General features: G+C 68.5%; 24 protein-coding genes and 1 tRNA gene. 13 read left to right on the forward strand and 12 right to left on the reverse strand.

The window, feature by feature from the left end; genetic code table 11:
* On the reverse strand, positions 1-1,115 hold a 1,115-nt coding region (locus CGU35_RS00660), incomplete at its 3' end, for a DEAD/DEAH box helicase (RefSeq protein WP_100809751.1).
* A 341-nt stretch (positions 1,116-1,456) separates the two neighbouring features.
* On the opposite strand from CGU35_RS00660, the gene CGU35_RS00665 reads away from it, so the two are divergent.
* The 3 genes from CGU35_RS00665 to CGU35_RS00675 all read left to right on the forward strand — a co-directional run bounded on the left by CGU35_RS00665 (position 1,457) and on the right by CGU35_RS00675 (position 3,520).
* Positions 1,457-2,566, forward strand: a complete 1,110-nt coding sequence (locus tag CGU35_RS00665; protein ID WP_100809752.1) for a fatty acid desaturase family protein — start codon at positions 1,457-1,459, stop codon at positions 2,564-2,566.
* A gap of 133 nt (positions 2,567-2,699) precedes the next feature.
* A complete protein-coding gene (locus CGU35_RS00670) occupies positions 2,700-3,350 on the forward strand; it encodes an asparagine synthase (protein WP_232711087.1) in 651 nt (216 codons plus the stop codon).
* Between the two features lie 97 nt (positions 3,351-3,447).
* Positions 3,448-3,520 (forward strand) — tRNA-Arg (locus CGU35_RS00675).
* Between the two features lie 116 nt (positions 3,521-3,636).
* Here CGU35_RS00675 and CGU35_RS00680 read toward each other — a convergent pair.
* Entirely contained in the window at positions 3,637-5,379 is a 1,743-nt protein-coding gene (locus tag CGU35_RS00680; RefSeq protein WP_100809753.1) for a DEAD/DEAH box helicase, read from the reverse strand.
* A 50-nt stretch (positions 5,380-5,429) separates the two neighbouring features.
* Complete coding sequence (locus tag CGU35_RS00685) at positions 5,430-6,131, reverse strand: hypothetical protein (RefSeq protein WP_100809754.1); 702 nt, start codon at positions 6,129-6,131, stop codon at positions 5,430-5,432.
* 123 nt (positions 6,132-6,254) lie between these two features.
* Between CGU35_RS00685 and CGU35_RS00690 the strand changes: the two genes are divergently transcribed.
* Positions 6,255-7,466, forward strand: a complete 1,212-nt coding sequence (locus tag CGU35_RS00690; RefSeq protein WP_100809755.1) for a carbamoyl-phosphate synthase large subunit — start codon at positions 6,255-6,257, stop codon at positions 7,464-7,466.
* A 40-nt stretch (positions 7,467-7,506) separates the two neighbouring features.
* Here CGU35_RS00690 and CGU35_RS00695 read toward each other — a convergent pair whose 3' ends face one another.
* Entirely contained in the window at positions 7,507-8,649 is a 1,143-nt protein-coding gene (locus CGU35_RS00695) for an alpha/beta fold hydrolase (RefSeq protein ID WP_232711088.1), read from the reverse strand.
* A 107-nt stretch (positions 8,650-8,756) separates the two neighbouring features.
* Here CGU35_RS00695 and glsA point away from each other — a divergent pair, with 107 nt between their 5' ends.
* Positions 8,757-9,695 (forward strand): glutaminase A, encoded by a 939-nt coding sequence (glsA, locus tag CGU35_RS00700; RefSeq protein WP_100809757.1) that lies wholly within the window; start codon positions 8,757-8,759, stop codon positions 9,693-9,695.
* On the opposite strand, the gene CGU35_RS00705 is transcribed toward glsA, so the two are convergent.
* A complete protein-coding gene (locus CGU35_RS00705; protein ID WP_100809758.1) occupies positions 9,696-11,189 on the reverse strand; it encodes a CoA-acylating methylmalonate-semialdehyde dehydrogenase in 1,494 nt (497 codons plus the stop codon).
* A gap of 25 nt (positions 11,190-11,214) precedes the next feature.
* Complete coding sequence (locus CGU35_RS00710; RefSeq protein WP_198519486.1) at positions 11,215-12,360, reverse strand: zinc-binding dehydrogenase; 1,146 nt, start codon at positions 12,358-12,360, stop codon at positions 11,215-11,217.
* Between the two features lie 278 nt (positions 12,361-12,638).
* Between CGU35_RS00710 and CGU35_RS00715 the strand changes: the two genes are divergently transcribed.
* Complete coding sequence (locus CGU35_RS00715; RefSeq protein ID WP_100809759.1) at positions 12,639-13,103, forward strand: Hsp20/alpha crystallin family protein; 465 nt, start codon at positions 12,639-12,641, stop codon at positions 13,101-13,103.
* Between the two features lie 78 nt (positions 13,104-13,181).
* Here CGU35_RS00715 and CGU35_RS00720 read toward each other — a convergent pair whose 3' ends face one another.
* Entirely contained in the window at positions 13,182-13,616 is a 435-nt protein-coding gene (locus CGU35_RS00720) for a MarR family winged helix-turn-helix transcriptional regulator (RefSeq protein WP_100809760.1), read from the reverse strand.
* Between the two features lie 69 nt (positions 13,617-13,685).
* Here CGU35_RS00720 and CGU35_RS00725 point away from each other — a divergent pair, with 69 nt between their 5' ends.
* On the forward strand, positions 13,686-15,521 hold the full coding sequence (locus tag CGU35_RS00725; protein ID WP_232711089.1) for a DUF2207 domain-containing protein: 1,836 nt from the start codon (positions 13,686-13,688) through the stop codon (positions 15,519-15,521).
* A 106-nt stretch (positions 15,522-15,627) separates the two neighbouring features.
* On the opposite strand, the gene CGU35_RS00730 is transcribed toward CGU35_RS00725, so the two are convergent.
* The 3 genes from CGU35_RS00730 to CGU35_RS00740 form a co-directional block, all read right to left on the reverse strand.
* Positions 15,628-17,154 carry an HNH endonuclease signature motif containing protein gene (locus CGU35_RS00730; protein WP_100809762.1) on the reverse strand — a complete coding sequence of 509 codons (1,527 nt, stop codon included), beginning with the start codon at positions 17,152-17,154 and terminating at the stop codon, positions 15,628-15,630.
* Positions 17,155-17,441: 287 nt separating this feature from the next.
* Positions 17,442-17,825: a hypothetical protein gene (locus tag CGU35_RS00735; protein ID WP_146048090.1), complete on the reverse strand. Its 384-nt coding sequence runs from the start codon at positions 17,823-17,825 to the stop codon at positions 17,442-17,444.
* A gap of 341 nt (positions 17,826-18,166) precedes the next feature.
* The gene (locus CGU35_RS00740; RefSeq protein ID WP_100809764.1) at positions 18,167-20,269 is read right to left on the reverse strand and encodes an MMPL family transporter; all 2,103 of its coding nucleotides are present in this window, start codon (positions 20,267-20,269) and stop codon (positions 18,167-18,169) included.
* 81 nt (positions 20,270-20,350) lie between these two features.
* Here CGU35_RS00740 and CGU35_RS00745 point away from each other — a divergent pair, with 81 nt between their 5' ends.
* Positions 20,351-20,851, forward strand: coding sequence for a MarR family winged helix-turn-helix transcriptional regulator (locus CGU35_RS00745; protein ID WP_146048091.1), 501 nt, complete (start codon positions 20,351-20,353; stop codon positions 20,849-20,851).
* A gap of 15 nt (positions 20,852-20,866) precedes the next feature.
* Here CGU35_RS00745 and CGU35_RS00750 read toward each other — a convergent pair whose 3' ends face one another.
* Positions 20,867-22,192, reverse strand: a complete 1,326-nt coding sequence (locus tag CGU35_RS00750; RefSeq protein WP_100809766.1) for a flavin monoamine oxidase family protein — start codon at positions 22,190-22,192, stop codon at positions 20,867-20,869.
* Between the two features lie 163 nt (positions 22,193-22,355).
* On the opposite strand from CGU35_RS00750, the gene CGU35_RS18695 reads away from it, so the two are divergent.
* From CGU35_RS18695 to CGU35_RS00760, 3 genes are read left to right on the forward strand one after another with little or no spacing between them, the layout of a single operon-like run.
* A complete protein-coding gene (locus CGU35_RS18695; protein WP_258034463.1) occupies positions 22,356-22,484 on the forward strand; it encodes a hypothetical protein in 129 nt (42 codons plus the stop codon).
* Entirely contained in the window at positions 22,471-22,860 is a 390-nt protein-coding gene (locus CGU35_RS00755; protein WP_198519487.1) for a rhodanese-like domain-containing protein, read from the forward strand. Before CGU35_RS18695 ends, CGU35_RS00755 begins: the two co-directional genes overlap by 14 nt.
* Positions 22,857-24,542 carry an FAD-dependent oxidoreductase gene (locus CGU35_RS00760; RefSeq protein ID WP_100809768.1) on the forward strand — a complete coding sequence of 562 codons (1,686 nt, stop codon included), beginning with the start codon at positions 22,857-22,859 and terminating at the stop codon, positions 24,540-24,542. Before CGU35_RS00755 ends, CGU35_RS00760 begins: the two co-directional genes overlap by 4 nt.
* 207 nt (positions 24,543-24,749) lie before the next feature.
* Here the strand turns inward: CGU35_RS00760 and CGU35_RS00770 are convergent, their stop codons facing one another.
* Complete coding sequence (locus CGU35_RS00770) at positions 24,750-25,049, reverse strand: metal-sensitive transcriptional regulator (protein ID WP_232711090.1); 300 nt, start codon at positions 25,047-25,049, stop codon at positions 24,750-24,752.
* Between the two features lie 119 nt (positions 25,050-25,168).
* Between CGU35_RS00770 and lgt the strand changes: the two genes are divergently transcribed.
* Together lgt and CGU35_RS00780 are read left to right on the forward strand one after the other, a co-directional pair.
* Complete coding sequence (gene lgt / locus CGU35_RS00775) at positions 25,169-26,077, forward strand: prolipoprotein diacylglyceryl transferase (protein WP_232711091.1); 909 nt, start codon at positions 25,169-25,171, stop codon at positions 26,075-26,077.
* Positions 26,078-26,174: 97 nt separating this feature from the next.
* Positions 26,175-26,516 (forward strand): PadR family transcriptional regulator, encoded by a 342-nt coding sequence (locus tag CGU35_RS00780; RefSeq protein WP_100809771.1) that lies wholly within the window; start codon positions 26,175-26,177, stop codon positions 26,514-26,516.
* The last annotated feature ends 1 nt before the right edge of the window (position 26,517 follow it).

Consider the following 26,517-nt stretch of genomic DNA (forward strand, 5'->3'; position numbering starts at 1 on the left):
TATCCCCTGTGTGCCTTGCGCAGCAGGTCGGTGACATCGCGACGCTGGGCCTCGAGGGTCACCGTGACGACGGTGCCCTCGGCGCCCGCGCGGGCGGTGCGGCCCGAACGGTGCAGGTACGCCTTGTGCTCGACGGGCGGGTCGACGTGCACGACGAGCTCGACGTCATCCACGTGTACGCCGCGCGCGGCGACGTCGGTGGCGACGAGCACGCGCACGCCGCCCTTCGCGACGTCGGCGCCGAAGGCGGCGAGGTTGCGTTCGCGCGCGCCCTGCGCCAGGTTGCCGTGCAGGTCGACGGCGGGGATGCCCGCCGCGGTCAGCTGCTTCGCGAGCTTCTTGGCCTGGTGCTTCGTGCGGGTGAAGAGGATGCGTCGGCCGGTGCCCGACGCGAGGCGCTGCACGAGTGCGGTCTTCTCGTCGGTGCCGTCGATGACGAAGACGCGGTGGATCATCTCGCCCTGGGGGACGCTCTCGTCGTCGACCTCGTGACGGACCTCGTCGCGCAGGAAGCGACGCACGAGGCTGTCGACGCCGCGGTCGAGCGTGGCGCTGAACAGCATCCGCTGCCCGCCCTGGGGCGTTGCGGCGAGGATTCGGGTGACGCCGGGCAGGAACCCGAGGTCGGCCATGTGGTCGGCCTCGTCGAGAACGGTGATCTCGATGCGGTCCAGGCGCACGACGCCCTGCTTCATGAGGTCTTCGAGGCGGCCCGGGCAGGCGACGACGATGTCGACACCGTTGCGGAACGCCTGCTCCTGCGGGCGCTGGCTGACGCCACCGAAGACGGTGGTTACGCGCAGGCCGACGGCCTCCGCGAGGGGGATGAGGGTCGCGGCGATCTGCGTCGCGAGCTCACGCGTCGGAGCCAGCACGAGCCCGCGCGGCTGGCCCGGGGTGCGGCGTGCGGCGGATGCGCCGCTCAGGCGCGCGACGAGCGGAAGGGCGAACGCAATGGTCTTGCCGCTGCCGGTGCGGCCGCGGCCGAGTACGTCGCGACCCGCGAGCGAGTCGGGCAGGGTGTCGCGCTGGATGGCGAATGCCTCGGTCTTGCCGGAGGCTTCGAGAACGGAGGCGAGCGGCGCGGGCACGCCGAGCTCAAGGAAAGTAGACATGGTTGTGCTTTCGGGTGAAGTGCGCACCGAAACATGAGGCCGGAAAGGCCTGAGAGAGGCGCGAAGTGGGCGACGGCGCGGGATCGCGCATCGGTTCGCCGTTCGTGTAGAGCCACGGCCGAGAAGGCCGGGAAGCGTCACGACGACGCAGGCGGAACAAACCGCCATGGCAACACTAACACGCGCGGAGAACGAACGTGACGTGTCAGTCTCCTGGGCATCACCCCAGCATTCTCGGAACGGAATGCGGGTATGCGTAGTGTGAACAACAGCGATCGGCACTTGCCGTTGGCGTAGGCCCGGCCCAACACGTGAGTGGGCGCCGATCGAGTAGGTGAAGCATCTCTACTATTGCTCCCCCCGCAGCCCAGCTGGGGCCCGTGCGTCAGACGTACGCGAAAACGGACACGTATCCGAACCTCACGCGTGCGTACACCGAGGTTTCGCAGGTTGTTCGCGAGACCGGGTTGCTGGCTCGTGCCCCCAAGTTCTACTTGCTCGTCGGCTCGGCGTTGTTCGTCGCTTTCGCGGCGTGCGCGGCCGCCTTCGTTCTGCTGGGCGACAGCTGGTTCCAGCTCATCGTCGCCGGCGTCCTCGGCATCCTCCTCACGCAGGTCGCGTTCCTGTCGCACGAGGCCGCGCACAAGGCGATCTTCACCTCGGGCAAGGCGAACGACCGTCTCGCCAAGATCCTCGGCAACGGCATCGTCGGCATGAGCTACTCCTGGTGGGGCTCCAAGCACACGCGCCACCACGCCAACCCGAACCGCATCAGCCGCGACCCCGACATCGAGATCGACACGATCTCGTTCGTCGAAGAGGACGCGGCCAAGGCATCCGGTCTGCTCGGCTTCATCACGCGCCGCCAGGGCTACTTCTTCTTCCCGCTCCTCACGCTCGAGGGCATCAACCTCCACTTCCTGAGCATCAAGCACCTGGTCACGACACCGGGCGTCAAGGGTCGTTGGTACGAGCTCGCGCTGATCGCCCTGCGTTTCGCCGTCCTGTTCACGATCGTGTTCTGGATGCTCCCGCTCGGCATGGCCTTCGCGTTCCTCGGTGTTCAGCTCGCCGTCTTCGGCGTCTACATGGGGGCGGCGTTCGCGCCGAACCACAAGGGCATGCCGATCATCGACAAGGACGCGAAGCTCGACTTCTTCACCAAGCAGGTTCGCACGTCGCGCAACGTGTCCGGTGGTTGGTGGGCGACCTGGCTCATGGGTGGCCTCAACTACCAGGTCGAGCACCATCTCTTCCCGAGCATGGCTCGCACCCATCTCGCGAAGACGCGTGAGATCGTGCGCGACCACTGCGAGACGCTCGACGTGCCGTACACCGAGACGACGCTCTGGCGCTCGTACGGCATCGTCGTCGCGTACCTCAACCGTGTCGGGCTGGCGGCTCGCGATCCATTCGACTGCTACATCGTCGAGCGATTCCGTAAGGTCTGATCCCGCTTCACCGATGGCGCCGGGGACTTCCCTCGGCGCCATCGTCGTGTCCGGGTAGCGGTCGCGCTCCCAGCCGCCGGCACCCGATGCGCATCCTCGGGCGCCGAGGGCTAACCTCGAAGTGGGAGGGGACGTGGGCCCGAAAGCCTCACCGGCTGACACACCCGACGACTCGGTGGTCGTCGCGGCCCCGCCCGCGCGCCCGAAACTCTCCGAGATCGTCTCGGAGGGTCTGTACATCGCCTCTGCCGCGATCCGGTTGTCGCTGAAGAACCGCATCTTGATGGACACGATCGGCGGCGGCGCGGGGTACGACGTCGACAAGTTCATGCCCGACGCGCGCGCGGCGCTGTTGGCGCTCGCCGACGAGGCCGATGCTGCGGCCGAGCGCATCAAGAAGGAACGCAAGGACGCCTGGCACCGGTTCAGCGATCCGGATGGCACGCACGACTACGGCAGCCGCGATGTCGGCAACCTGCGCCGCAGACGCCGTCAGTCGCAGCGCGTCGCGAAGGAGCTGCGGGCGCGCGCCGAGGACGACCAGGAACTGCGCCGACTGGTCGAGGCCGCGCGCGACGCGGCGTGGAGCGAGTTGGCCGAGAACATCGACCGGAGCCTGCGGGTCGAGGCCGCACGGCCCGATCTCGAGCCCGGTTACGAGAAGATGCGCGAGGCGCGGATGCAGGCGCTCCGCCTCGTCGATCTCAGCAAGCTCTCTGCTGTGCAACGGCAGCGCCGCGCGACCGAGGCCGAGCGCGCCGAGAGCGTCGGAGTGGAAGACTGAGGCGGACGCGGATGGAGCACGATTCGCGGGCGCCCCGCGCGTGGGGTATCCTGGACGCTGGTCTGCGCGGGTCTTCGGATGCCGCGGGATCAGGATCGCGCTCGTAGCTCAATGGATAGAGCATCTGACTACGGATCAGAAGGTTGGGGGTTCGAGTCCCTTCGAGCGCACACTGTGTTGAGACAGTGAAATACCGAAAGCCCGCGGATTATCGCGGGCTTTCGTGTTTGTCCCCGCTGGGCGCGCTCCCCGCGGCGCCTCTGACTCCCTGAGCCCGAAAAGCCCGTCAGCGCCGCGGCGGTCGATCCTCGCGCTTGGCCGAACCCCCGAAGCGGTCGGGCTTCAGCTCGATCAGCTTGCCGCTGATGCGCGTGTTCTCGAGCCGCTTGAGGGTGTCGCGGGACAGGTCGGCGGGCAGCTCCACGAGCGAGAAGTCGGGCCGGATCTGGATGGCTCCGAAGTCCTCGCGCCGCAGTCCGCCTTCGTTCGCGAGCGCCCCGACGATCTGGCGCGGCTCGACCTTGTGCCGGCGCCCGACCGCGATCCGGTAGGTGACTCGTGCCCCGCCGCCGCTGCGCGGGCCCCGCTCGGAGCGTGCGCCGCGCTCGCGTCCGCCCCGGTCGGGACGATCCTGCTCGTCGCGCGAGAAGCGGGGCTCGGGTGCGGCATCCGGGTCGAGAAGCAACGGGGTGTCGCCCTGCGCCACGACGGCAAGCGCCGCGGCGACGTCCGCCTCGGGAACGTCGTGGTGCTCGACGTAGTGCGCGACGATGTCGCGGAAGAGCCCGATCTGTGCCGGGTCGGCGAGGGCTGCGGTGATCGCGTCGTCGAACCGCGTCAGTCGGGTCGCGTTGACGTCGTCGACGCTCGGCAGCTTCATCCCGGTCAGCGGCTGGCGCGTGGCCCGCTCGATCGAGGTCAGCATGCGGCGCTCGCGCGGGGTGACGAAGCTGATCGCGGCGCCCGTCCGGCCGGCGCGACCCGTGCGTCCGACACGGTGGACGTACGACTCGGTGTCGATCGGCAGGTCGTAGTTGACCACGTGGCTGATGCGGTCGACGTCGAGGCCTCGCGCCGCGACATCCGTGGCGACCAGGATGTCGAGCTTGCCGCTCTTGAGCTGGTTGACCGTGCGTTCGCGCTGCGCCTGGGCGACGTCGCCGCTGATCGCCGCTGCCGTGTAACCGCGGGCGCGCAGCTTCTCGGCGAGCGTCTCGGTCTCGTTCTTCGTGCGCGTGAACACGATCATGCCCTCGAAGTTCTCGACCTCGAGGATGCGGGTGAGCGCATCGACCTTCTGCGGGTACGACACGATCAGGTACCGCTGCGTGATGTTCGCGGACGTCGTGGTCTTGGTCTTGACCGTGATCTCTTCGGGGTCGTTCAGATACTGCGCCGAGATGCGGCGGATCTGCGCCGGCATCGTGGCGGAGAACAGGGCGACCTGCTTGGTCTTGGGGGTGTCGGCAAGGATCGTCTCGACATCCTCGGCGAAGCCCATCTTGAGCATCTCGTCGGCCTCGTCGAGCACGAGGTACTTGAGCTCGGAGAGGTCGAGCGTGCGCTTCTCGAGGTGGTCCATGATGCGGCCCGGCGTGCCGACGACGATATGGACGCCTCGGCGGAGCGCCGAGAGCTGCTGGCCGTAGCCCTGGCCGCCGTAGACGGGGAGGACGTGGACGCCGCGCAGGTGCGACGCGTACTTCTCGAACGCCTCGCAGACCTGCAGGGCCAGTTCACGGGTGGGGGCGAGCACGAGCGCCTGCGGAGTCTTCTGCGACAGATCCAGCCGGGAGAGGATCGGCAGGGCGAACGCGGCCGTCTTCCCCGTGCCCGTCTGCGCGAGACCGACGACGTCTCGACCCGCCAGAAGCGGGGGAATGGTCGCGGCCTGGATGGCGGAGGGCGTCTCGTATCCGACGTCCTTCAACGCCTTCATGACCGCGTCATCGAGACCGAGATCGGCAAAGCTGGATTCCGGGCGGGCAGGCTCTGCCTCGACGGTGTCGTTCTCGCTGGGGTAGGCCATGGATTCGACGGTAGTCCCCCAACCGTGCCCACGCGACTCGGCGACCGAAGCTAGCGCTCGGCGAACAGGCCGAGACCGATGAAGACCAGCCCGGCGACCCCGAGCAGAGCGGCCGATGCCCAGCGATAGTCCCCGTGGGTGATGCGCGCGTAGAACTCCGTGACGTGGCGCGAGATGGTCGGAAACCGGGACCAGATCCAGGCGAGGACGAGGAAGGGACCGACCAGCGCGACGAGGAACACGGCGTACGCGGCGAGCCGGAGTCCGAGGTGCGCGGTCAGACCCGCGGTCACGCGTCCGGTCATGTACATGATCGGCAACGTCGTGAACCCGATCACCGCGCAGCTCAGCCCGAGCGGAAAGTAGGTGATCGCGGGTGCGTTCTGGGCACGCGCCCGTGCCGGGCGAATGGGACGCGTCGGGACGCGGAACACCCACCACGCGATCAGGGCAGCGATGGCGAGGAAGATCGCCCCGACGACGAAGTCGACCACGCGACTCAGCAACGCGGCATCCACATCGCCGCGGATGGCGATGACGAGGTTCGTCGGATCGAAGGTCTGCAGCAGGGCGAACAGCGCCGTCGCGCCGGTTGCGAGACCCGCGACCATCCAGCTCATCCGGGCGGCGACGTGCATGTTGCGTGCGAGCATGTCGGCGGTGGCGCCGTACAGCGCGGGGTTCAATCCCATCGTCAACCCGAAGCCCACGAGAGTCGACAGCGCGACGACCCACCTGGCAAGATCCTGCACGTCCCGATCTCCTGCCCGCTCACCGACTGCTCACGGTCTGTACCGCGGGGGCGCCGAACGCTCGTCCCAGCAGCGTAGCCGTAGGGTGGGCTCACCCACTCTTCCCCATCGAAAGGGCGATTGATGCGCGTACTGGTCACGAGCTCGAGGAACACCTTCGCGCTGGATGCGATCCGGAAGCTCGGGGCCACGGGCCACGCGGTCGTCGCGAGCGACACCTACGCGGGCGCGGTCGGAAGCCACTCGAAGTATCTGACGGCACACGAGGTCACCGCATCACCGCGGTTCGAGACGGATGCCTTCATCGACGACATCAACGACATCGTCGCGCGGCACGGGATCGATCTGATCGTTCCCACCTTCGAAGAGGTCTTCTACCTCGCCGCGCGCGCGGCCGACCTGGCTGACGGTGTTAGCCTCTACGCGGGGCAGTTCGACAGTCTCGCGCGGCTGCACGACAAGGCCAGCTTCCAGCGGCTCGTGGAGCAGGCCGGTGTGCCGATTCCGGAGACCGTCGTCGCGACGGACGATGCATCCCTCGCCGAGGCCATCGCGCGCTTCCCCCGCTTCTTCGCCCGTGCGGCGTTCTCTCGTGGCGGGGTCGGCCTGCTCACCAACACGGGTCCGCTCGCCGGAAAGGTCGAGGTGAGCGATTGCCATCCCACGCCCGATCAGCCCTGGCTCGTCCAGCCCTTCGTCGACGGGCCCATGGTGTGCACCTACAGCACGATCGTCGACGGCCGTGTCACCTCGCACTGCACGTACCGGGCGCCGGAGCAGTGGGCCCACAGCACCGGCATCACCTTCCTCGCCGTCGACAGCTCCGTCACGCTCGACTACACGCAGCGGATCGTGGATGCGCTCGACACCGGCTTCACCGGGCAGCTGTCGTTCGACTTCGTCGACAACGATGGTGAGCTCTTCGCCATCGAGTGCAACCCGCGCCCGACGAACGGGATCATCCTGCTCGGCGCCGAGGAGTTCTCGGCCGCGCTCGTCGGCGAGGGGGACGGCGTCGCGGTCGTCGAGCCGGGCGTCGAGCGGGAAGTGAAGCTCGCGGTGCTCGCGGACTGCTTCGCCGAACCCCTCAGCCACCTGCCGACGTCGCTCCACGATCTGATCCACGTGCGCGACGTGGGGGCACAGTGGCACGATTCCCTGGCGATGATGTGGAGCCCCGCGACGCTCATCCACGGGGCGAAGCTCAGCCACGGCGACCGCAAGGAGCTCCTCGCGGCGCTCGGCGACGACATCGTCTGGAACGGCGAACCGATCGCGGGGATGACGGCGGCGGACGCCGAGGCGCTCGAGGCCGTTCACGAGCAGCGCATCTAGCGCCCGCCGTCGGGGCGCGGAGCGATCTCGCCGCGGCGGATCAGCGGCGGATCATCGCGCGGAGCGCTCGGGGAATGATCCCCGCCAGTCCGGGTCGCGGCAGGCGGTTCAGTCGTCCGGCGAGTGCGGGGAGTCGGTGCGGTGTGCCGTTGGCGAGCTGACGCATCGCGTTGAGCAGGGCCGCAGGATGCGTGTCGAGTGCGCTGTGCCCGTTCTCGATGTCCACGATCGTCGCATCCGGCATCATCGACGCAACGCGGCGCGCGGCGGTGGGTGGCGTCCTGAGGTCTCGTGAGCCGACGAGAACGACCACGGGCCAGGTGAACGACCGGTTCTCGAGGAGCAGGTCGAACGGCTCGCCGACGAACGCGGGGAATCGGTCCGCGAGGGGCGCGTAGGTCAGCGCCGGGTCGAGCGGACGCCCATCGGGTGCGGCCCCGTAGTTGAGTTCGCGGAACCCGATCGCACCCGCGATATCGAACTCGAAGAAGGAGGGGATCCGCACGATCGAGTCACCGCGACCCGCGTAGATTTCGAGCGCCTTCCACGCAGGGTTCCGCGCGCCCGCGAGCCGAGCCGCGAGGAGCGGGCGGAGGAGGTCCGGCCCCGCGAGCTCGTAGGCCGCGCGGATCACATCGAAGGTCTGGGAGTCGAGCCGACCCGACTCGGCAAGGTGGTGCACGGAGTGGGCGACGTCGTCATCGGCGTCCCAGAAGAGTCCGCGGATCCGTTCGCGCTCGAGGGCGAGGTCGCTCGTGGACTGGAGAGCGGAATCGAGGATCATGCCCGCGACCCGACTCGGATGCCTCGCGGCGAACGATGATGCCAGGTAGCTGCCGTACGACGAGCCGACGATGAGCGCAGACCCCACGCCCTCCTGCTCCAGAACGGCCGCGATGTCGTCGACGACGTCGGTGACCCACATGGCCGAATGGGGGAGTGGGCGGCCCATCGTGTCGCTCCGCGAGTGACCGATGCCGCGGTGCTCGACCATGATGACGTCCAGACCGCCGTGTGCCGCCTGTCGACGCAGCGCTCGGTACGGCAGGACGGATGCGAGTCCGGGACCGCCGGGGATGACGACGAGCGGAGTAGCGGAAGGCGGACCCGATCGCGTGTACGCCAGCGAGAAGGCGGGTGCACGCTCCGTCGCCGGTCGAAGGACGCGGTGGATGCCTGTCACTCCCCGAGCGTATTCGGTCGGCCACGGCCGCGTCGATGCCGCGTCGATGCCGCGATGGTGCCGGACGCTCACGGCATGGTTCCGGGCGCACATGACAGGGTGGGGGTATGCCGAGAACACCCGACCCGCAGACGTATGACCTCGACGGCCTGCGTGATCGGGTCATGCGCCAGAGCGGGGGTGCGGTCGATGACAGCATCCCGCAGCTCGCCGACGCCGACCCCGAGCTGCTGGGCATCGCGCTCGCGCTTCGCGACGGGTCCATCTGGGTGACTGCCCAGGCCGACGTCGCGTTCAGCGTTCAGTCCGCCGTCAAGCCGTTCCTGTTCGCCCTCGCGCTGCTCGACACGGACGGCGACGTGCTCGATCGGATCGGGATCGAGCCGACGGGCGAAGCATTCGATGCGATCAAGCTCGAGAGCGGCACGGGCCGCCCACCGAACCCCATGGTGAACGCGGGGGCGCTGTTGACGGCCGCGGTCGTGGACGGCGGCGACGTCGCGGGCCGGAACGAGCGCATCCTGCGGGGCCTCTCGGCCTTCGCCGGGCGCGCGCTCGAGGTGGATGAGGACGTCGCGCGCAACGAGCATCTGCTGGGCGATCGCAACCACGCCCTCGCCCACCTCATGCGCTCCGAAGGCACACTGCGCGTCGGCGCCGACGACGCCGTCGCCGTCTACGCGCGGGCATGCGCCGTGCTGGTCGACGCAGAAGCGCTCGCCGTGATGGGTGCGACGCTCGCTTTCCGCGGAGTCAACCCGGTCACGGGGGAGCGGGTCGTGCCCGCGCAGATCGCGCGCGATGTCGTATCGGTCATGGCCACGTGCGGTGTGTACGACGGATCGGGACGCTGGATGCGCCGAGTGGGCATCCCCGCGAAGTCGAGCGTCTCGGGCGCCATCGTCCTCTCCGTGCCCGAGACCCTCGGCGCCGCGGTCATCAGCCCGCCCCTGGACGAACAGGGGACGAGCGTCCGCGGCAGCAGGGCCTCCGACCTGCTGAGCGCCGAACTCGACCTACACGTGTTCGGGTCGCTGGACGACTGATCAGGTGTTCTGCGGGAACCCCAGGTTGATTCCGCCGTGGCTGGGGTCCAGCCAGCGGGCCGTGACTGCCTTCTCGCGTGTGAAGAAGTGGAAACCCTGGCGACCGTAGGCCTTCGAGTCTCCGAACGCGGACGCCTTCCACCCGCCGAACGAGTGGTACGCGACCGGCACCGGGATCGGCACGTTGACCCCGATCATCCCGACCTGGATCTCGTACTGGAAACGACGCGCGGCGCCGCCGTCGTTCGTGAAGATCGCCGTGCCGTTGCCGAACGCGCCCGAGTTGATCAGCTCGACGCCCTCCTCGTAGGTCGCGACCCGCACGATCGACAGCACGGGCCCGAAGATCTCCTCGATGTAGGCGGCCGAGGTGGTGGGCACACGGTCGAGCAGGGTCGGGCCGAGCCAGAAGCCGCCGGGCGCTCCGTCGGGCACGACGCCCCGCCCGTCCACGACGATCTCGGCGCCGTCGTTCGCCGCCACATCGATGTACCCGGCGACCTTGTCGCGGTGCTCGCGTGTGACCAGCGGGCCCATGTCGCAGCCGCGGCGCCCGTCGCCGATGCGCAGACCCGCCATCCGCTCCGAGATCTTCTCGATCAGGGCATCGGCCACGGGTTCCACCGCGACGACGACCGAGATCGCCATGCAGCGCTCGCCGGCAGAGCCGAACCCGGCGTTGACCGCGGCGTCGGCGACGAGGTCGAGGTCGGCGTCGGGCAGCACCAGCATGTGGTTCTTCGCGCCGCCGAGTGACTGCACGCGCTTGCCGTGACGCGCGGCCGTCTCGTAGATGTAGCGCGCGATCGGGGTGGACCCGACGAACGAGACGGACGCGACATCCGGATGCTCCAGGAGGGCGTCGACCGCGACCTTGTCGCCGTGCACCACGTTGAAGACGCCCGTGGGAAGCCCCGCTTCGGCCAGCAGCTCGGCCATCCACATCGACGCCGAGGGGTCCTTCTCGCTCGGCTTGAGCACGACGGTGTTGCCGGACGCGAGGGCGATCGGGAAGAACCACATCGGCACCATGGCGGGGAAGTTGACGGGGCTGATGATCGCGGCGACACCGATGGGCTGGCGGAACGAGTAGACGTCCACGCCGGTCGAGGCGTTGACCGAGTAGTCGCCCTTCAGGATGTCGGCGAAGCCGAGGGCGAACTCGAGCACCTCCTGGCCGCGCGCGATCTCTCCGAGAGCGTCCGAGACGACCTTGCCGTGCTCGGCCGTGATGAGCTCGGCGAGCTCGGGCTTGCGCTGTTCGAGCAGTTCGCGGAATCGGAAGAGGATGGCCTGACGGCGCGCGATCGACGTGTCCCGCCACGCCGGGAAGGCGACGGTCGCGGCACGCACGGCGGCGTCGACGTCGGCGGGCTCGGCCAGCACGACGGCGCCGCTCTGTTCTCCCGTCGCGGGGTCGTAGACCGTGCCGAGACGCCGGTCGCCAGTGTCGTGGCGCTCGCCGTCGATCCAGTGCGGGATGCGCGTGGTCATCTCTCTCGTTTCGTTCGGAGTTCGGTCAGTCCATGACGACGACGGCGCGTCCGGTGATCTCGCCACGGGCGAGCGCGTGATACGCGGCATCTGCATTGTCGAGCGTGTAGCGCCGGGTGACAAGACGCGCGGTGTCGAATCCGCCGGATGCGGCGATGTCGACGACGGCCGGAAGGTCCGCGCGGGTGCGGGCGCCGAAGGATCCGGTGATCGTGTAACCGCGGCGGACGAGCGGCGTGATCTCGACCTCGGCCGCAGCGTTGCCCACCGCGATGCCGATCGCCACCATGCGCCCTCCGTCGGCGAGGAGTCCGATCGCCTGCCGGAAGGTCGCGGGATGTCCGAGGGCTTCGAACGCCACGTCGACACCCAGACCACGACCCAGGCCGCCGGTGATTTCGCGGACCGCAGCGGCGGCATCCGTCTCGCGCGAGTTGATCGTGTGCGTCGCCCCCAGGGCGGTGGCGGCCTCGAGCTTGTCGTCGGCGACGTCGATCGCGATGATCGGGTCGGCACCCGCGGCACGCGCCATCTGCACCACTCCACTGCCCACGCCGCCGACGGCGACGACCGCGACGGCCTCGCCCGGCCGGACGTTGCCGGCCCGGTGAACGGCACCGTAGGCGGTGAATGCCGCGCACCCGAGGACGGCCGACGTGACGGGGTCGAGTCCGTCCGGCAGCCGCGTCAGCGCGGTTATCGGCACGACCGCGTATTCGGCGAGCCCGCCCATCGAGTACATGGCCAGGAACGACCCATCCGGCATCGAGAGGCGGCTCTCGCCGTCGTACAGAGTTCCGTTCAGGCGGTTCTGCCCGAAGAACTCGGCGCACAGATCGTCGCGCCCGCGTGCGCAGGCGGGGCAGGTCCCGCACGGCATGATGAAGGCGCCGATGACCGTGTCGCCGATCGCGAGCGAGGGCGGCGGTGGCGTGCCGTCGCCGAACGCCACGAGGGTGCCGCTGATCTCGTGCCCCATCACCGCCGGCCGCGGAAAGCGCACCTCGCCCTTCATGACGTGCAGGTCGGTGTGGCAGACGCCGCACGCGATGACCTTGACGAGGGCCTCGCCGGCCCGGGGCGTCGGGCGGGGAACGTCGAGGATCTCGAGTTCGGGGCCATCCGCGCGCAGGACGGCGGCTTTCATCGTCGCGGGTGTGGTGGCGGTCATGGGGTGATCCTCGACGTCATCGTTCCGGGGCTCGTGTTCGCAAGCACGGCAAGTGCACCACGGTCCCACAGGGCAGCGCCGCTCCGCTTGTCGGTGGGTGAAAACGTGCGGCCCGGAGACGCCGGAAGTCATTGGCACTCTCGGGGGTAGAGTGCTAATCTGTGATTGTTGAGTCGAGTCGACTCAACTCCTCACAACTCCATACGAATCCTCACAACTCCACACGAACCCGTTCATCGCCGGAAGCGAATCCGGCAACACCAGGAAGGACAACCACCATGGCGACATACGACCCGTTCCGCGACCTCGACCGCCTCGCGACGAGCCTTCTGGACGCGCGGCGAGGACCGCGGCGCATGCCGATGGATCTGTACCGCGACGGCGACCACTACGTGCTGACCGCCGATCTGCCCGGAATCGACCCCGGATCGGTCGACATCGACGTCGACGGCCAGCTGCTGACGATCCGCGCCGAGCGCACCCTGACGGCCGGCGACGGCGTCAAGTGGATCACCCGGGAGCGCGAGGCCGCGAGCTTCCTGCGCCAGCTCAACCTGGGTCAGGGCGTCGACACCGACCGCATCTCCGCGAGCTACAACAACGGCGTGCTGTCTGTGACGATCCCGGTCAGTGAGCGCGCGAAGCCCCGCAAGATCGAGGTCGCGACCGATGCGGATGGCCCCGTCATCGCCGCGCGCGAGTCGGAAGCCGACGCCGCGGGCCCCCAGCTCATCGAGCAGTAGGACCGATACCGCACAGAACGGATGCCGCGCCCCTCGGGGTGCGGCATCCATCGTTCGGGCAGGCGTCTCGGCGTACCGTCACTTCGCCGTCCCGCGCAGCTTCGCGGTGAGATCGCGGAGCTGTTCGAGTTCGTCGTCGTCGAGCCGAGACATCCGCTCGGCGATCGTGCGCGCGTGATGCGTCGCGACCACGCGAAAGGCGGAAGCGCCCGCCTCGGTCGCGCGGACGAGTGCGCCGCGGCCGTCGTCGGGGTCGGCGCATTTCGTGATCAGGCCGCGCGAGACCATCCGGTCGACGAGGCGCGATACCGACGGTTGGCTCACGAGCATGCGCGCCGTGACATCGCGCAGTCGCGCGGTCATGTCGGGCCCGCGAGTCACGGTCAGGAGCACGTCGTACTCCCCCTGCTCCAGGCCTGAGCCGCGGAAGTCGTCGCTGATCTCGGTGAACACCTCGTGCTGCGCGCGGAACAGACTCTCCCACGCTTCCACGGCGAGGCGGCGGTTCGTCATGCCGTCCAGGCTACTTGCACGGCGCCGCTGGCGGGTGGGCAGGTCAAGGCTCGTGTCTAGGCTGGGCCTATGCGAGGGATTATCCGGACAGGCCTGGCCGCTGCGATGTCTGTCGCGGCGGTGTCTGTGGCGGCGGTGATCGTTGCGGGGCTCGGGGTGGCCGTCGTGCCGGCGGCGGCAGCCGAACCTGGTGGGAGTGTCGAGGACATCGCCGCCGTTTCGAGCGACGTGGACGACTTCTCGTTCGCGAGTCTCGACGTCGAGTACACGCTGACGCGCGCCGAGGACGGCACGAGTCGGATGCGGGTCGTCGAGACCTTCGTTGCCGTGTTCCCCGAGACCGACCAGAACCGGGGGATGCGGCGGCTGATTCCGAACAGCTACCTCGGCGCGCCGCTGTTCCCCTCGCTCGTGTCGGTCACGGATGGCGTCGGCGGTGAGAGACCGGTCGAGACCGAGGACGAGGACGACTTCCTGGTCGTGACGTCACGCGCGGACGACTACGTGCACGGTCCGCAGACGTACGTCTTCACGTACGACCTGCAGAACGTCACCCGGGGCTTCAGCGACACCGGCGTTGACGAACTGTACTGGGACGTGAACGGAGAGGAGTGGCGGCAGCCTTTCGGTCGCGTCGGGGCGCGTCTGATCCTCGACGCCGATCTTGCCGCGTCGTTGACCGGTGACGCCGCGTGTTACCAGGGGTCGACCGGATCGACGGACCGCTGTGAGATCGAGGTGACGCCCGACGCGGCGGGCGCCGTGGTCACGGCTCGAGCCGACGCGCTTTCGCCGCGACAGACCATGACGATCGCGGTCGCCTTCGCGCCCGGCACGTTCGCGGAGTTCGATTCGTCCCCCTTCGCCTCGCCGATCGGGTGGTTGCAGGGAGGGGCGGCGCTGGTGAGCGTGCTGGCCGTGATCTGGGCCGTGGTCGTCCGTCGCCGCTGGTTGCGCGACGAGCCGGGCCGCCCGACCGTTATCGCCGAGTATGATCCTCCGCCGGGTCTCGACGCGCTCGAATCCGCTGTGCTGTGGGGTGCGCAGACGAAGGGGATACCCGCGGAGGTGCTCGAGCAGGCCATCGCCGGGTCGATCCGGATCGTCGAGGGCGCGCGCAGGTGGGGGAGTCAGACGTTCGAGCTCGAGCTGATCGATCGGTCGTTGGCCGACGAGAACGGCCGTGAACTGCTGGACGGGATGTTCCCCGACGGAAAGACCGCGTTCACGCTCGGCAAGAGCGACGCGCGCGTCTCGCGCACGGCGCAGAAGATCCTGAAGGAAGCGGATGCGACGCTGACGGCGATGGGTGTTCGGCGCGTGGTGCCGGGTATCGTGCGTGCACGGCCGATCCTGGTGGGGATTCTGGCCGCGGTTGCGGCTGTCATTCTCGGCGTCATCGGTCTGAGTGGTGGTATCACCCCGGCATGGAGTCTGACTCTGATGTTCGTCGCGCCGGTTCTTGCGGTGGTCGCGGGTGTGCTGGTCTCGCGGAGACCGCTGACATCGCGCGGAGCCGAGCTGCGGGATCACCTTGCCGGTGTGAAGGTGTTCATCGGGTGGGCGGAGGCGGACCGGATCCGGATGCTGCAGTCGCCGCGGGGTGCGGAGCGCGCGCCGATCTCGGTCGACGATCCTCGACAGATGGTCCGGTTGTACGAGCGGCTGCTGCCCTATGCGGTGGTGTTCGGGCAGGAGAAAGAGTGGGCCGAGCGCATCGTCGTGTACTACGGCGATTCGCAGCCCAGCTGGTACTACGGCACCAGCGCGTTCAGTGCTGCAGCGTTCTCGTCCAGCATCTCTTCCCTGTCGGCGAGCACGTCGACCGCGTCCTCTTCCGGTGGATCATCCGGCGGTGGATCTGCGGGTGGCGGCGGCGGCGGAGGTGGCGGCGGTGGCGTGTAGATGCGCCACCACGTGCGCGGACGGCTAGCCCGGCGTTCCCGCGTTCTACCGGGGGTTCCCGCGTTCTACCGGGTCTTTCCCGCGTTCTACCGGGCGTTCCCGCGTTCTATCCGGGCCTTTCCCGCGTTCCCCGTCTGTATCTTCGCGGTCGCACGGGGCGCCAGGGTCGTCGCGCTTCGATCCAGTTCGGCGCGCGCGTTTCGGGAGTTCCGTCACGCATGCGAACCTCCCACCCGCTCGTCTCGAGGGTGCGGTGGTGAAACCAGCACAGCAGGACGCCGTTGTCGGTGTGCGTCGGCCCGCCGCGGGCGTGGCCGATCGCGTGGTGGATCTCGCACCAGGCGGCGGGAACGTGACATCCGGGGATGACGCATCCGCCGTCCCGCGCGATGATGGCGCGTCGCTGGTGCGCGGTAAAGACGCGTTGAGGCCCGCCCAGTTCGATGATGCGGCCGCGATCGTCGTGGACCAGGCGCTGGATACCGCCGGAACACGCAATCTGGCGGGCGAAGGCCGCAGGGACCGGCTGGGCGACGGCGTCCGCGCCGGTGTCGTCGCTCAGGTGAGCGGCGTCGAGCAGGCCGTAGCCGTCGGCGCGATCGAGTTCGGACGCGCTGATCGTGACGAGCAGGGTGGGCGCCGCGCCGCCGATCGAGGGTGAGTCGGCCGAGCGGGCCGCGACGCCGAGGACCGCCGCGAGTGCGTCGTGCTGGCGCTGCGCTCGTGTGCGGTTGTCGCCGGGCGCGTGCTCGCGCAGTCCGCCCGTCCAGTCGCGGTCGGGATCGTCGAGTGCGCTCGTCTCACCGACGGCACTCTCTGCAAACGACGGCCCGGCACCGCTGTCCGCGACGCGCGGACTGTTCTGAGCGTCCATCAATCGCTGCAGTTGTGCCGCAACATCGGTCAGGAGTGCGCCCGAGATCGGCATGACGCCGTCGCGCTCTCGCCCCAGCGTCAACCCGCGGCGGCGCATGGCACGATCCGGGTCGGGAAGCACCCCGTCGGGATCGAGATAGAGCGCCCAGAGCTTCGCCTGCATCCGGATCTCGTCGGCCCCGGCGGGCGGGGCACCGTCGGGTGCCGTCCCCGTCGCGGCCGCGACCAACTCACCCTCGGCGGCCGCGATCGCCGCGATCCCGCATCTGTCTGTGAGGGGAGCGAGCGCGCCCGTTATGGCGACGAGCGCATCGATGCCCAGCTCACCGGCGCCGAACGCCGCCCGGGCAGCCGGAAAGTCAGACGGAAGAGGATCGCCCGAGAGGCTGAATCTGGGCGCAACGTGTTGGCCGAGTCGCAGGCGGGTGCGTGCCGTCGCGCCGGAAACCGAACACAGGCGCTCGACGAGCTCGGCGGGGTTGCGGCATCCGAGGCGCGTGCTCAGACCGTTCGCGCCCTGCTCGGCACTCGAGCGGCGCCCGAGCTCGGAAGCGATCAGCGTGCGCAGCGCATCGACCTGCCGGCCGAGCTGCTCTGCCGCCCGGGTCAGCTCGAGCACGTCGCTGTCGGATGAGAGTGAGAGCCCATCCAGCTCGCGTAGAACGAGCGTTTCCAGAAGAGCGGATGCCTCGGCCACGGCCGCCCGCACAGCCGCGCCCGAGGGGGCTGCGGTGGGGGCGGTCGCCGTCGTGAACATGCCTCCAGAATCCCATCGGCCACCGACATCGAAACGGACAGAAGGCCAGGTCGAGATCGTATTCTGTGGATAACTCCCGAGCGGGAGTCCTGTGGAGGAACGACCGCAACGCGGTTCGCTCCTGACCCGAAGCGGGCAAGAGTAAGGGCCGGTCAGAGAGGCTTCTGACCGGCCCTTGTCCCTTGCACCAAGAGTGTCCTGCAATCACATGACGGTCGCTGCCACAGCAAACAACTTCCGCTGCGTGAACTCTATAACGGCCAGGTAACGGCGGGCAAGGATTGTCGTTATGTTTTTGTGATGTTTTTGCTGTTCGGCCAGTCCGATGGGGCCGCGCGCCGTGCACGGGTTGTGCGTGCGCCCGTGCTGACGCCGCACGAAAAGGTTCGATCGGTCAGCTTCGCAAGGACGAAGTCGGGGTCGCGGTCGGTGCTCACGGGCGCGGCCGAGTAGTCGAAGGCGATGCCATGCCAGACCCGAAGCGATTCGCCGTCGTCCACCACGGCATAGGCGCCGTCCGCGAACGGGTGGTAGCCGTCGTCGCCGAGGGTCTTCTCGACGGCGGTGACGAAGATGCCGTCGGTCCGATACACGGTGCCCCAGCCGGCGAGCATGAAGGACTCTTCGACAACCACGTAGCCCGTTTCGCACCCGGCGTTGACCAGCGGCACGACCGTCGCGGACGAGGTGACGCACCAAACGAAACCCGCGAAACAGGCGACCGCGATCGTGAGGACGCGCGCCGGAACGAGCCAGAGTCCGCGCACGGGGATGAGGCACAGTCCGGCCGCAAGGGCCGGCGCACAAGTAAGGGCCGGTCAGAGAGGCTTCTGACCGGCCCTAGTCCCTTGCACCAAGAGTGTCCTGCAATCACATGTCGGTAGCTGCCACAGCAAAACAACTACCGTGCATGCACTCTATAACGACCAGGTAACGGCGGGCAAGGACTTCCGTTATCTTTTTGTGATTCTCTGTGATGGGACACCGTCGAGCGCAGAGCCAGGTGGCTCCCTCAGCCGCCGCTCGGCGTCCGAGCCAGCGCATCCGCTCCGCGCGCCGCCGCGTCAGCGTCACGCAGCTTCGGCTTGCGCGGCCACCAGAAGGCGTCCTTCGTGATGAAGGCCAGCGCGGGAACGACGACCGTCCGCACGAGCAGCGTGTCGATGAGCACGCCGATGCAGACGATGATGCCGATCTGCGTCAGCGTGATGAGCGGCAGCACCCCGAGCACCGCGAATACCGCGGCCAGCAGGATTCCGGCGCTCGTGATCACTGCACCGGTCGCGGCGAGAGCGCGGATCATGCCCTGCGTGATGCCGAGCTGCTCGGACTCCTCCTTCGCCCTCGTGACGAGGAAGATGCTGTAATCCACGCCGAGGGCCACCAGGAACAGGAAGCTGAACAGCAGCACGTTGGTGTCGATGGCGGGGAAGCCGAAGAGCGGCGTCTGGAACAGCCACCAACTCAGACCGATCGCGGAGAAGAAGCTCGCCACGACCGCGAGAAGCAGCAGCAGTGGCGCGACGATCGCTCGCAGCAGTACGACGAGAACGATCAAGACGAGCACCAGGATGAGCGGGATGATGAGCGCCTGATCGCGAGCCTGCGCGTTCGTGACGTCGAGTGCCTGCGCATCGAGCCCGCCGACGAGCCCCTCTCCGGTGCCGACGCCGTCGAGGGCCACGCGCATCCGCTCGATCGTCGCGAACGCCTCTTCGGTCTCGGCGCTGGCGTTGAGCGTGACGTTGATCTGGGCGAGCTCGTCCGTCGTCTCGCCGATCGTCGCGGTGTCGACCCCGTCGAGATCCGATAGCGTGCTCGCGGCCTCGTCGGCCTCGTCGAGGGGCACGATCACGACGGCGGGTGAGGTCGTACCGGCCGAGAACGCCTCGGCGAGAACTTCCTGACCCTGCACCGCCTCCGGCTTCTGCAGGAAGCGATCGTTCTGCGAGAGCCCGGTCTGGACGAAGAAGAGCCCACTCGCCATAACTCCCAGCACGATGAATCCGCTCGTCGCCACGACGATCGGGCGCTTCGAAACGCCGCGGCCGAGCTTGCCCCAGACGCTCCGTGCGATCGCGTCGGGCGACCCGAATCGCGGGATGTACGGCCAGAAGAGTCCGCGCCCGAACAGGACCAGCGCCGCGGGCAGCACGAACAGCGCGAAGATCATCGCCACGACGATGCCGACGGCGCACGCGAGTCCGAGCGCACGGTTGCCCGCGAGTTCGGCGAGCAGCAGGGTCAGCAGTGCCAGGGCCACTGTCGAGCCGCTCGCGATGATCGCGGGGCCGGCGCCGCGCAGCGCCCGCTGCATCGCGACGCGCCGACTCTCGTGCAGGCGCAGCTCGTCCCGGTATCTCGCGATGAGCAGGAGTGCGTAGTTCGTCCCCGCGCCGAAGACGAGTACAGACAGGATTCCGGTGACGGATGCGTCGAGTTGCACGCCGACCGCACTCGCCACCTGGCGTGCGACGATGCCGGCCAGCGCGTCCGCCAGCCCGATCACGACGAGGGGCACGAGCCACAGCCACGGGCTGCGGTAGGTGATGAGCAGCAGCACGGCCACGACGATCACGGTGGTCAGCAGCAGCGTGAAGTCCGCCCCCGCGAAGACCGCGGCGATGTCGACTTCGAACCCTTCGGCTCCGGTCAGGTAGACCCGCACACCGTCGAGACCGGCCGACGCGGCGTCGCGCAGCTCTTCCGCGCGCTCCCTCTGTGCGGCGACGTCGGACTCGGGCTCGAGCGGGACCACCACGAGGGCGACCGTTCCGTCCTCCGAGACTTGCGCGGGAGGGACGAATCCATCGCTGGAGATGTCCGCCAGCTCGCCGGTGGCATTCTCATTGATGCGGGCGAGGGTGTCGGCGTCCAGCTTCCCGTCTTCGGCCGCGAACACGAGCAGGGCCGAGGTGCCGTCGGCGCTCGGGAACTCGTCGCGCAGCTGATCGACCTGTACGGACTCGGCGCTGTCGGGCAGGCCTACCGACGGTGCCGTTTCGGACTCCTCGCCGCCGGCGATGGTGAAGAGCGCGGCGGCCGCGAGCGCGGCCAGCACGAGCATGATCCACGACGTCTTGGCAGATGTCAGGAAGCGCAGCAGGCCGCTCATGGTGTGTCTCCACGTCTGTAAAACTCATTTGAAGTTCAAACTATATGACTATCGAATGAATGTAGCGATATCGTGGACGTCATGCAACCGACGGCCAGGGACGAATCCGCCGCGGGTGCGGCCGGCTTCTCGCCGACCCGTCCGGCGACGGCGTTGCTGCGCGAGTTCATCGAGCTCAGCGAGGAGTTCGAGCGCTCGATCGCCACCGAGCTCGAGGTGAACCCCACCGATCTGCAGGCGATGGAGCATCTGTTGATGGGTGGCCCGCTCGGCCCGACCGAGCTCGCCCGGAGGGTGGGCATCTCGGCGGGGGCGGCGACCACGTCGATCGACCGGCTGGTGGCGCTCGGTCACGTCACGCGCGAACCGCACCCCACCGATCGGCGCGGCACCCTGGTCGTGCCCCAGCCCGCGTCACGCGACCGGGCCATGGGACGGCTCCTGCCGATGATCATGGGGATCGATGCCGAACTCGATTCGTTCACCGAGGCCGAGCAAGAGTCGATCACGCGGTATCTGGCTCAGGTGGTCGAACGCCTCCGGATGCACGCCTACCCGCGGGTCTCCGAGCCCGAGGGCTGAGGGGCGTCGGTCGGGTCAGGCTTCCCACAGTCGCTCGATGGGGACATCCCGGCCGAGGATCCGTGTCGCCGCGCGGTGGCCCGAGCACATCGCCGCGGTCACGGTGGCCGGGTCATCCGTCCACGTCGCTTCGCCGGCCAGGTGGAGCACCCCGCCGATGGGGGTCGCGAGATCGTCGTGATCTTCGGTCCTCGAGCCGAGCGTCATGTACGCGTACGAGCCGCGCGTGAACGGGTCGTCCTGCCAGTGGGTGATGTGCGCGTGCGTCGGCTGTTCGACACGGTCGCCGAAGAGCCGACGCAGCTGGGCGAGAACGGACTCGACGACGCGCCCCTCGTCCCACTCGCGGGTCTCGACACCCGCCGGCCCCGCCGCGAAGGTCAGCAGCGTGGGCTCGCCGTGCAGGGCGGTCAGGTCGTACCAGGAGTGCCACCAGCGGCCCTCCGGACCCTGCTGACGGATCGCGTACACGTCGTCGTCCCAGAACTTCGTCGGGAAACGCAGGAAGACCTTTTCGAAGGCGTTCATCGTCAGGCGGCCGAGGGCCCCGGCCACCGGTTGCGGGAGTGCCGGCTCGATTGCGAAGTCATCGGACTGCAGCACGCCCACTGGAACCGTCACCACCGCGTCGCGCGCGGCGAATGTCCCTCGGTCGGTCGTCACGACGACCCCGTCCGTGCCCCACTCGACGCGCGAGACGACGTGTTCGAGGCGCACATCGAGACCACGCGCCAACCCCGACGCGAGGACGTCGTACCCGTCGGGAAACACCACCTCGTCGCCGTCGATCGAGTCGTCGTCCAGTCCGTGCGCCGCGAGATCCCCGATCCACGCGCCGTACTGCTCTTCGGCGCGGTGCTCGAGGTATTCGCGCACGCGCTGGGTGCGCTCTTCGCCCCAGTTCTGCTGCTGGAGGGCAGCTTCGGTCACGTCGCGGTACGAGGCATCCGGGTCGGACGCGGCGATCACGTCGACGAGAGTCGCATCGACGGCATGGATGTCTGCGGCGTAACTCTGCGCGTCGGCATCCGAGAGCCGCTGCCCGTCCGGACCGTAGTAGGCGATCGGGCGGCTGTCGGGCTGATACCCGCCTACCGTGAACTCGACCATTCGCATGCCGAGGGATCCTGCGGTCGCCGCAACGGGGGAGTCGGTGATGCCGTGGATCCAGGACGCGCCGAGATCGGTCACCCGGCCGTGGCCGCGATCCGTGTGCAGGCGCCCCCCGACGCGGTCGCGAGCTTCGAGGATCGCGACGCGGCGGCCCGCGTCCCCGAGCAGACGCGCTGCGGTCAGCCCGGCGACCCCGGCGCCGACGACGATCGTGTCGAAACGGTCCATTCGCGATCACCCTTCGTCCTGCACCTCATCGTTCTGAAACGCACGGTGCGATCCCGACGCTAGCGCTCGGTGTCATCGAGCGCGAGAGCTCTGCGGGCAACGCATTGCAGAGATACCCCAGGGGGTATGCTATTGTGAGGTGGAACGACGAGAGGGGTCAGTCATGTGCAGTCCCGTGCGGTGCGATGTGTGCGGCAAGACGACGTGGGCCGGGTGCGGTCAGCATGTCGAAGAGGCGCTCCGCGGTGTGCCCGAGAACCAGCTGTGCCAGGGGCACGATGTCGTCGCGTAGTCGCTCGCGCTCTCTGCGCCTCGGCCTCGGCCTCGCGGCTGTCGCCGTCGCCGGGCTGCTCGCAGGGTGTGCCGCGACGCCCAGCACCGCCTCGACGATCGAACGGGGTACAGACACCGTCGTCATCGACGTGCGCACCGCGAGCGAGTACGCGTCGGGGCACCTCGAGGGTGCCGTCAACATCGATTTCCAGTCGCCCGAGTTCGCTTCCCGGATCTCGGACTTGGACGAAGAACTCGACTACATCGTCTATTGCCAGTCGGGTAACCGGTCGGCGCAGGCAGTGGCAGAGATGACGGACGAGGGTCTGTCTGTCCGGGATGCCGGCGGCGTCGACCAAGCGGCGCAGGCCACCGACCTGGAGATCGTCCGATGAGAATCGTCATCGTCGGCGGGGTCGCGGGGGGAATGAGCGCGGCCGCCCGTGCGCGGCGCCTCGACGAATCCGCCGAGATCATCGTGCTGGAGCGCGGCCCGCACGTGTCGTTCGCCAACTGCGGTCTGCCCTACTTCGTGGGCGGCGAGATCGAAGACCCCCAGAAGCTGCTCGTACAGACCCCCGAGTCGCTCCGCGCGGCCCTGGCCCTGGACGTGCGTCCCGAGCACGATGTCATCGCCGTTGACTCATCCGCGAAGAACGTGACCGTGCAGACGGCCAACGGCGTCGAGGTCATCGACTACGACGCGCTCGTACTCTCTCCCGGTGCGACCGCGGTCGTCCCCGCGATCGCCGGGATCGCATCGCCCCGCGTGCGGACACTCCGCACCATCGACGACGCCCTCGCCCTGCGCGACAGGGTCACGTCCGGCGCGCGCCGCGCGGTGGTCCTCGGCGCCGGGTTCATCGGTGTCGAGGCCGCAGAGGCGCTGGCCGCGGACGGTCTCGAGGTGTCGATCGTCCAGACCGCGCCGCACCCGCTGAGTCCGTTCGAGCCCGAGCTGGCCTGGCTCGTGACGCAGGAGCTCCGGGCGCTCGGCATCGATGTGCACGTCGGCATGGCCGCGACCGCGATCGAGCGGGACGCAGACCACGACACGGTCGTGCTGACGGATGGTTCGCGCCTGCGCGCCGACATGATCGTGCTGTCGGTCGGGGTGCGCCCCGACACGGCTCTCTTCGAGCGCGCGGGCATCGCCTGCGAGGGTGGCGCGATCCGTGTCGACGATCATGGACGCACGAGCGTGCCCGGAATCTGGGCCGTCGGTGACGCCACTCTGAACGTCGATCCGATCACCGGCGCGCGCCACCCGGTCGCCCTGGCCGGGCCGGCCAATCGCGCCGGGCGGCTCGTGGCCGACGACATCCTGCGCCCGGCGACGGCTCGAGCGATCCCGCCCGCGCTCGGCACGGCGATCGTCCGAGTGGGGTCGCTGACCGCCGCCCTGACGGGCGCGAATCGCGCGGCCCTGCGGGCGAGCGGCACGACCCACCGCACGATTCATCTGCACGCGAACCAGCACGCCGGGTACTTCCCGGGCGCGAGTCAGATCCACCTGGTCGTGCACATCGACCCCGAGACGGGGCGGCTGCTCGGCGCGCAGGCGGTCGGCGCCGAGGGGGTCGACAAGCGGATCGACGTGCTTGCGACCGCGATCCGTGCGGGCATGTCCGTCGACGAACTCATCGACCTCGATCTGGCCTATTCCCCGCCGTATGGTCAGGCGAAGGATGCCGTCAACCTCACCGGGATGGTGGGCGAGAACGTTCTGAACGGAACCCTGTCGCTCTGGTACGCCGAGGACCTCGACGATGTGATGGCGACGTCTCTGGTGCTCGACGTGCGCCGTGACGACGAGTGGGCGACGGGCCATGTGCCCGGCGCGCTGCACATTCCCCACACCGAGTTGCGGGAGCGCATCGGCGAGGTGCGCGAGCGAGCGAATGGGCGTCCGGTACGCGTCATGTGCGCATCGGGCGTGCGTTCGGCGATCGCCCACCGCGTCGTGAGCCAGGCGGGCATGGATTCCGCGTCGCTCTCGGGAGGCATCCTGACGCTGCGGGCGTCGCTCGGCGCACGCGCGCAAGACGCCCTCGTGGTCGATGAGATCGTCCGCTGACCCTGATCTTTCGTCGATCCTGAATTCGGAGACAAGCCATGTGCTACGCAGTGACCTGTAAGAAGTGCGGCAAGGCGACCTGGGCGGGCTGCGGTCAGCACGTCGATCAGGTGATGCGCTCGGTCCCGCGGTCGCAGCGGTGCGAGGGTCACGCGAAAGAGCCGTCCACCGGCCTGTTCGCACGACTCTTCGGGCGCTGAGCCCGTCTCAGGCGAGGGTGAGGAAGAGCTTCTCGAGGTCGTCCGGCGTCATCGACTCGTCCTGCGGGTCGGCGATGCACGTGCGCATGGCCGACGCGACGATCGCGTAACCCGCACGGTCGAGGGCCTTCGACACCGCGGCGAGCTGGATGACGATGTCTCGGCAGTCGGTGCCGGATTCGACCGCGTTCACGACGGCGTTGAGCTGGCCCTGCGCTCGGCGCAGGCGGTTGACGATCTTGCGTTGCTGCGCGATCAGCTCTGCTTCGCGGTCGTCCGTCGGATCGGATGTCGCGGGTACGTTCACGATGGGCCTCCTGCCGGGGCACGCCGACTGAGTGGAGTGCCTCACGCCATTCTCTCACGAAAAAAAGTGGATACCCCGCTGGGTATTTCTCACAGGGATCGCGACTACAGTTGCCCCTTGTGAATCCGAGCAGCCTCCCGAGTCCCGACCCGGTCTTCGCCCAGTTCGCCCTCGGGCCGCTGACGATCCATACGTACGCGCTGTGCATCATCGCGGGCATCATCGCCGCGGTGCTCATCACGCAGCGACGGCTCGGCAATCGCGGGGCAGGGCCGGGAACGGTTCTCGACGTCATCATCTGGGCCGTGCCACTCGGTATCGTCGGCGCCCGTTTCTATCACGTGTTCACCCACGTCGGGGACTACTTCTACCCGGGTGCGAACGTGTGGGCGATCTTCGCGATCTGGGACGGCGGCAACGCGCTCTACGGGTCGCTGCTGGGCGGAGCGGTGGGGGCGTGGATCGGATGCCGCATCGCGGGCATCCGCCTGTGGTCGTTCGCCGACGCCCTCGCCCCGGCGATGCTGGTCGCCCAGGCGATCGGTCGACTCGGCAACTACTTCAACCACGAACTCTTCGGGCTGCCGACGACCCTGCCGTGGGGTCTCGAGATCGAGTCGACGAACCCGAAGTTCCCCGAGGGGCTCGCCGAGGGAACGCTGTTCCACCCGCTGTTCCTCTACGAGATGATCTGGAACCTCGTCGGCGTTGCCATCATTCTGCTCCTCGAGCGTCGCATCGCGTTGCGCTGGGGCAAGGCGTTCGCCGTGTACCTCATCTGGTATGGCCTGGGCCGCAGCTGGCTGGAGGCGATCCGCATCGACCCGACGAGCGACGGCCTGTTCGGCATCCCCGCCAACGTGTGGGCGTCGTTCGTGGCGATCGCGCTCGGTATCGCGCTGTTCGTGATCCAGACGATCCGTCATCCCGAGCCCGAGACGAGCATCTTCCGCGATGGCGTCGGCCCCGTCAAGGGTGGGGCCGCAGTCGAAGAACCCGCCGCGGAGACGAGCTCCGACAAGGTCTGAGCCGGGTCTTCGCGAGAGCGGATGCTTGACGCACCCGCAGTACTCAGTGATACTATCTACCAGTACCTAGTGACACTGAGTAATGAGGCGATTCCGGATGGGCAAACAAGCGACCGAGATGCTCAAGGGCGTGCTCGAGGGAATCGTCCTTGCGATCCTCGCCACGCAGGCCGCGTACGGCTACGAGATCACGGCACGGCTGCGTGACGAAGGATTCACCGACATCGCCGAGGGCACCGTCTACGCCCTGCTGATCCGCATCGAGCAGCGTGGTCTCGTCGACGTCGAGAAGGTGCCGTCAGAGAAGGGCCCGCCGCGCAAGGTCTATCGACTCAACGCTCAGGGCCGCGAACAGCTCGCAGAGTTCTGGGGGACGTGGAGCTTCCTCGTGGACCGAATCGCACAGCTCCAGAGCGAACAGACGAAGGGAAACGACTGAG

It is taken from the genome of Microbacterium sp. BR1 (assembly GCF_002812725.1).
Classification (GTDB): Bacteria; Actinomycetota; Actinomycetes; order Actinomycetales; family Microbacteriaceae; genus Microbacterium.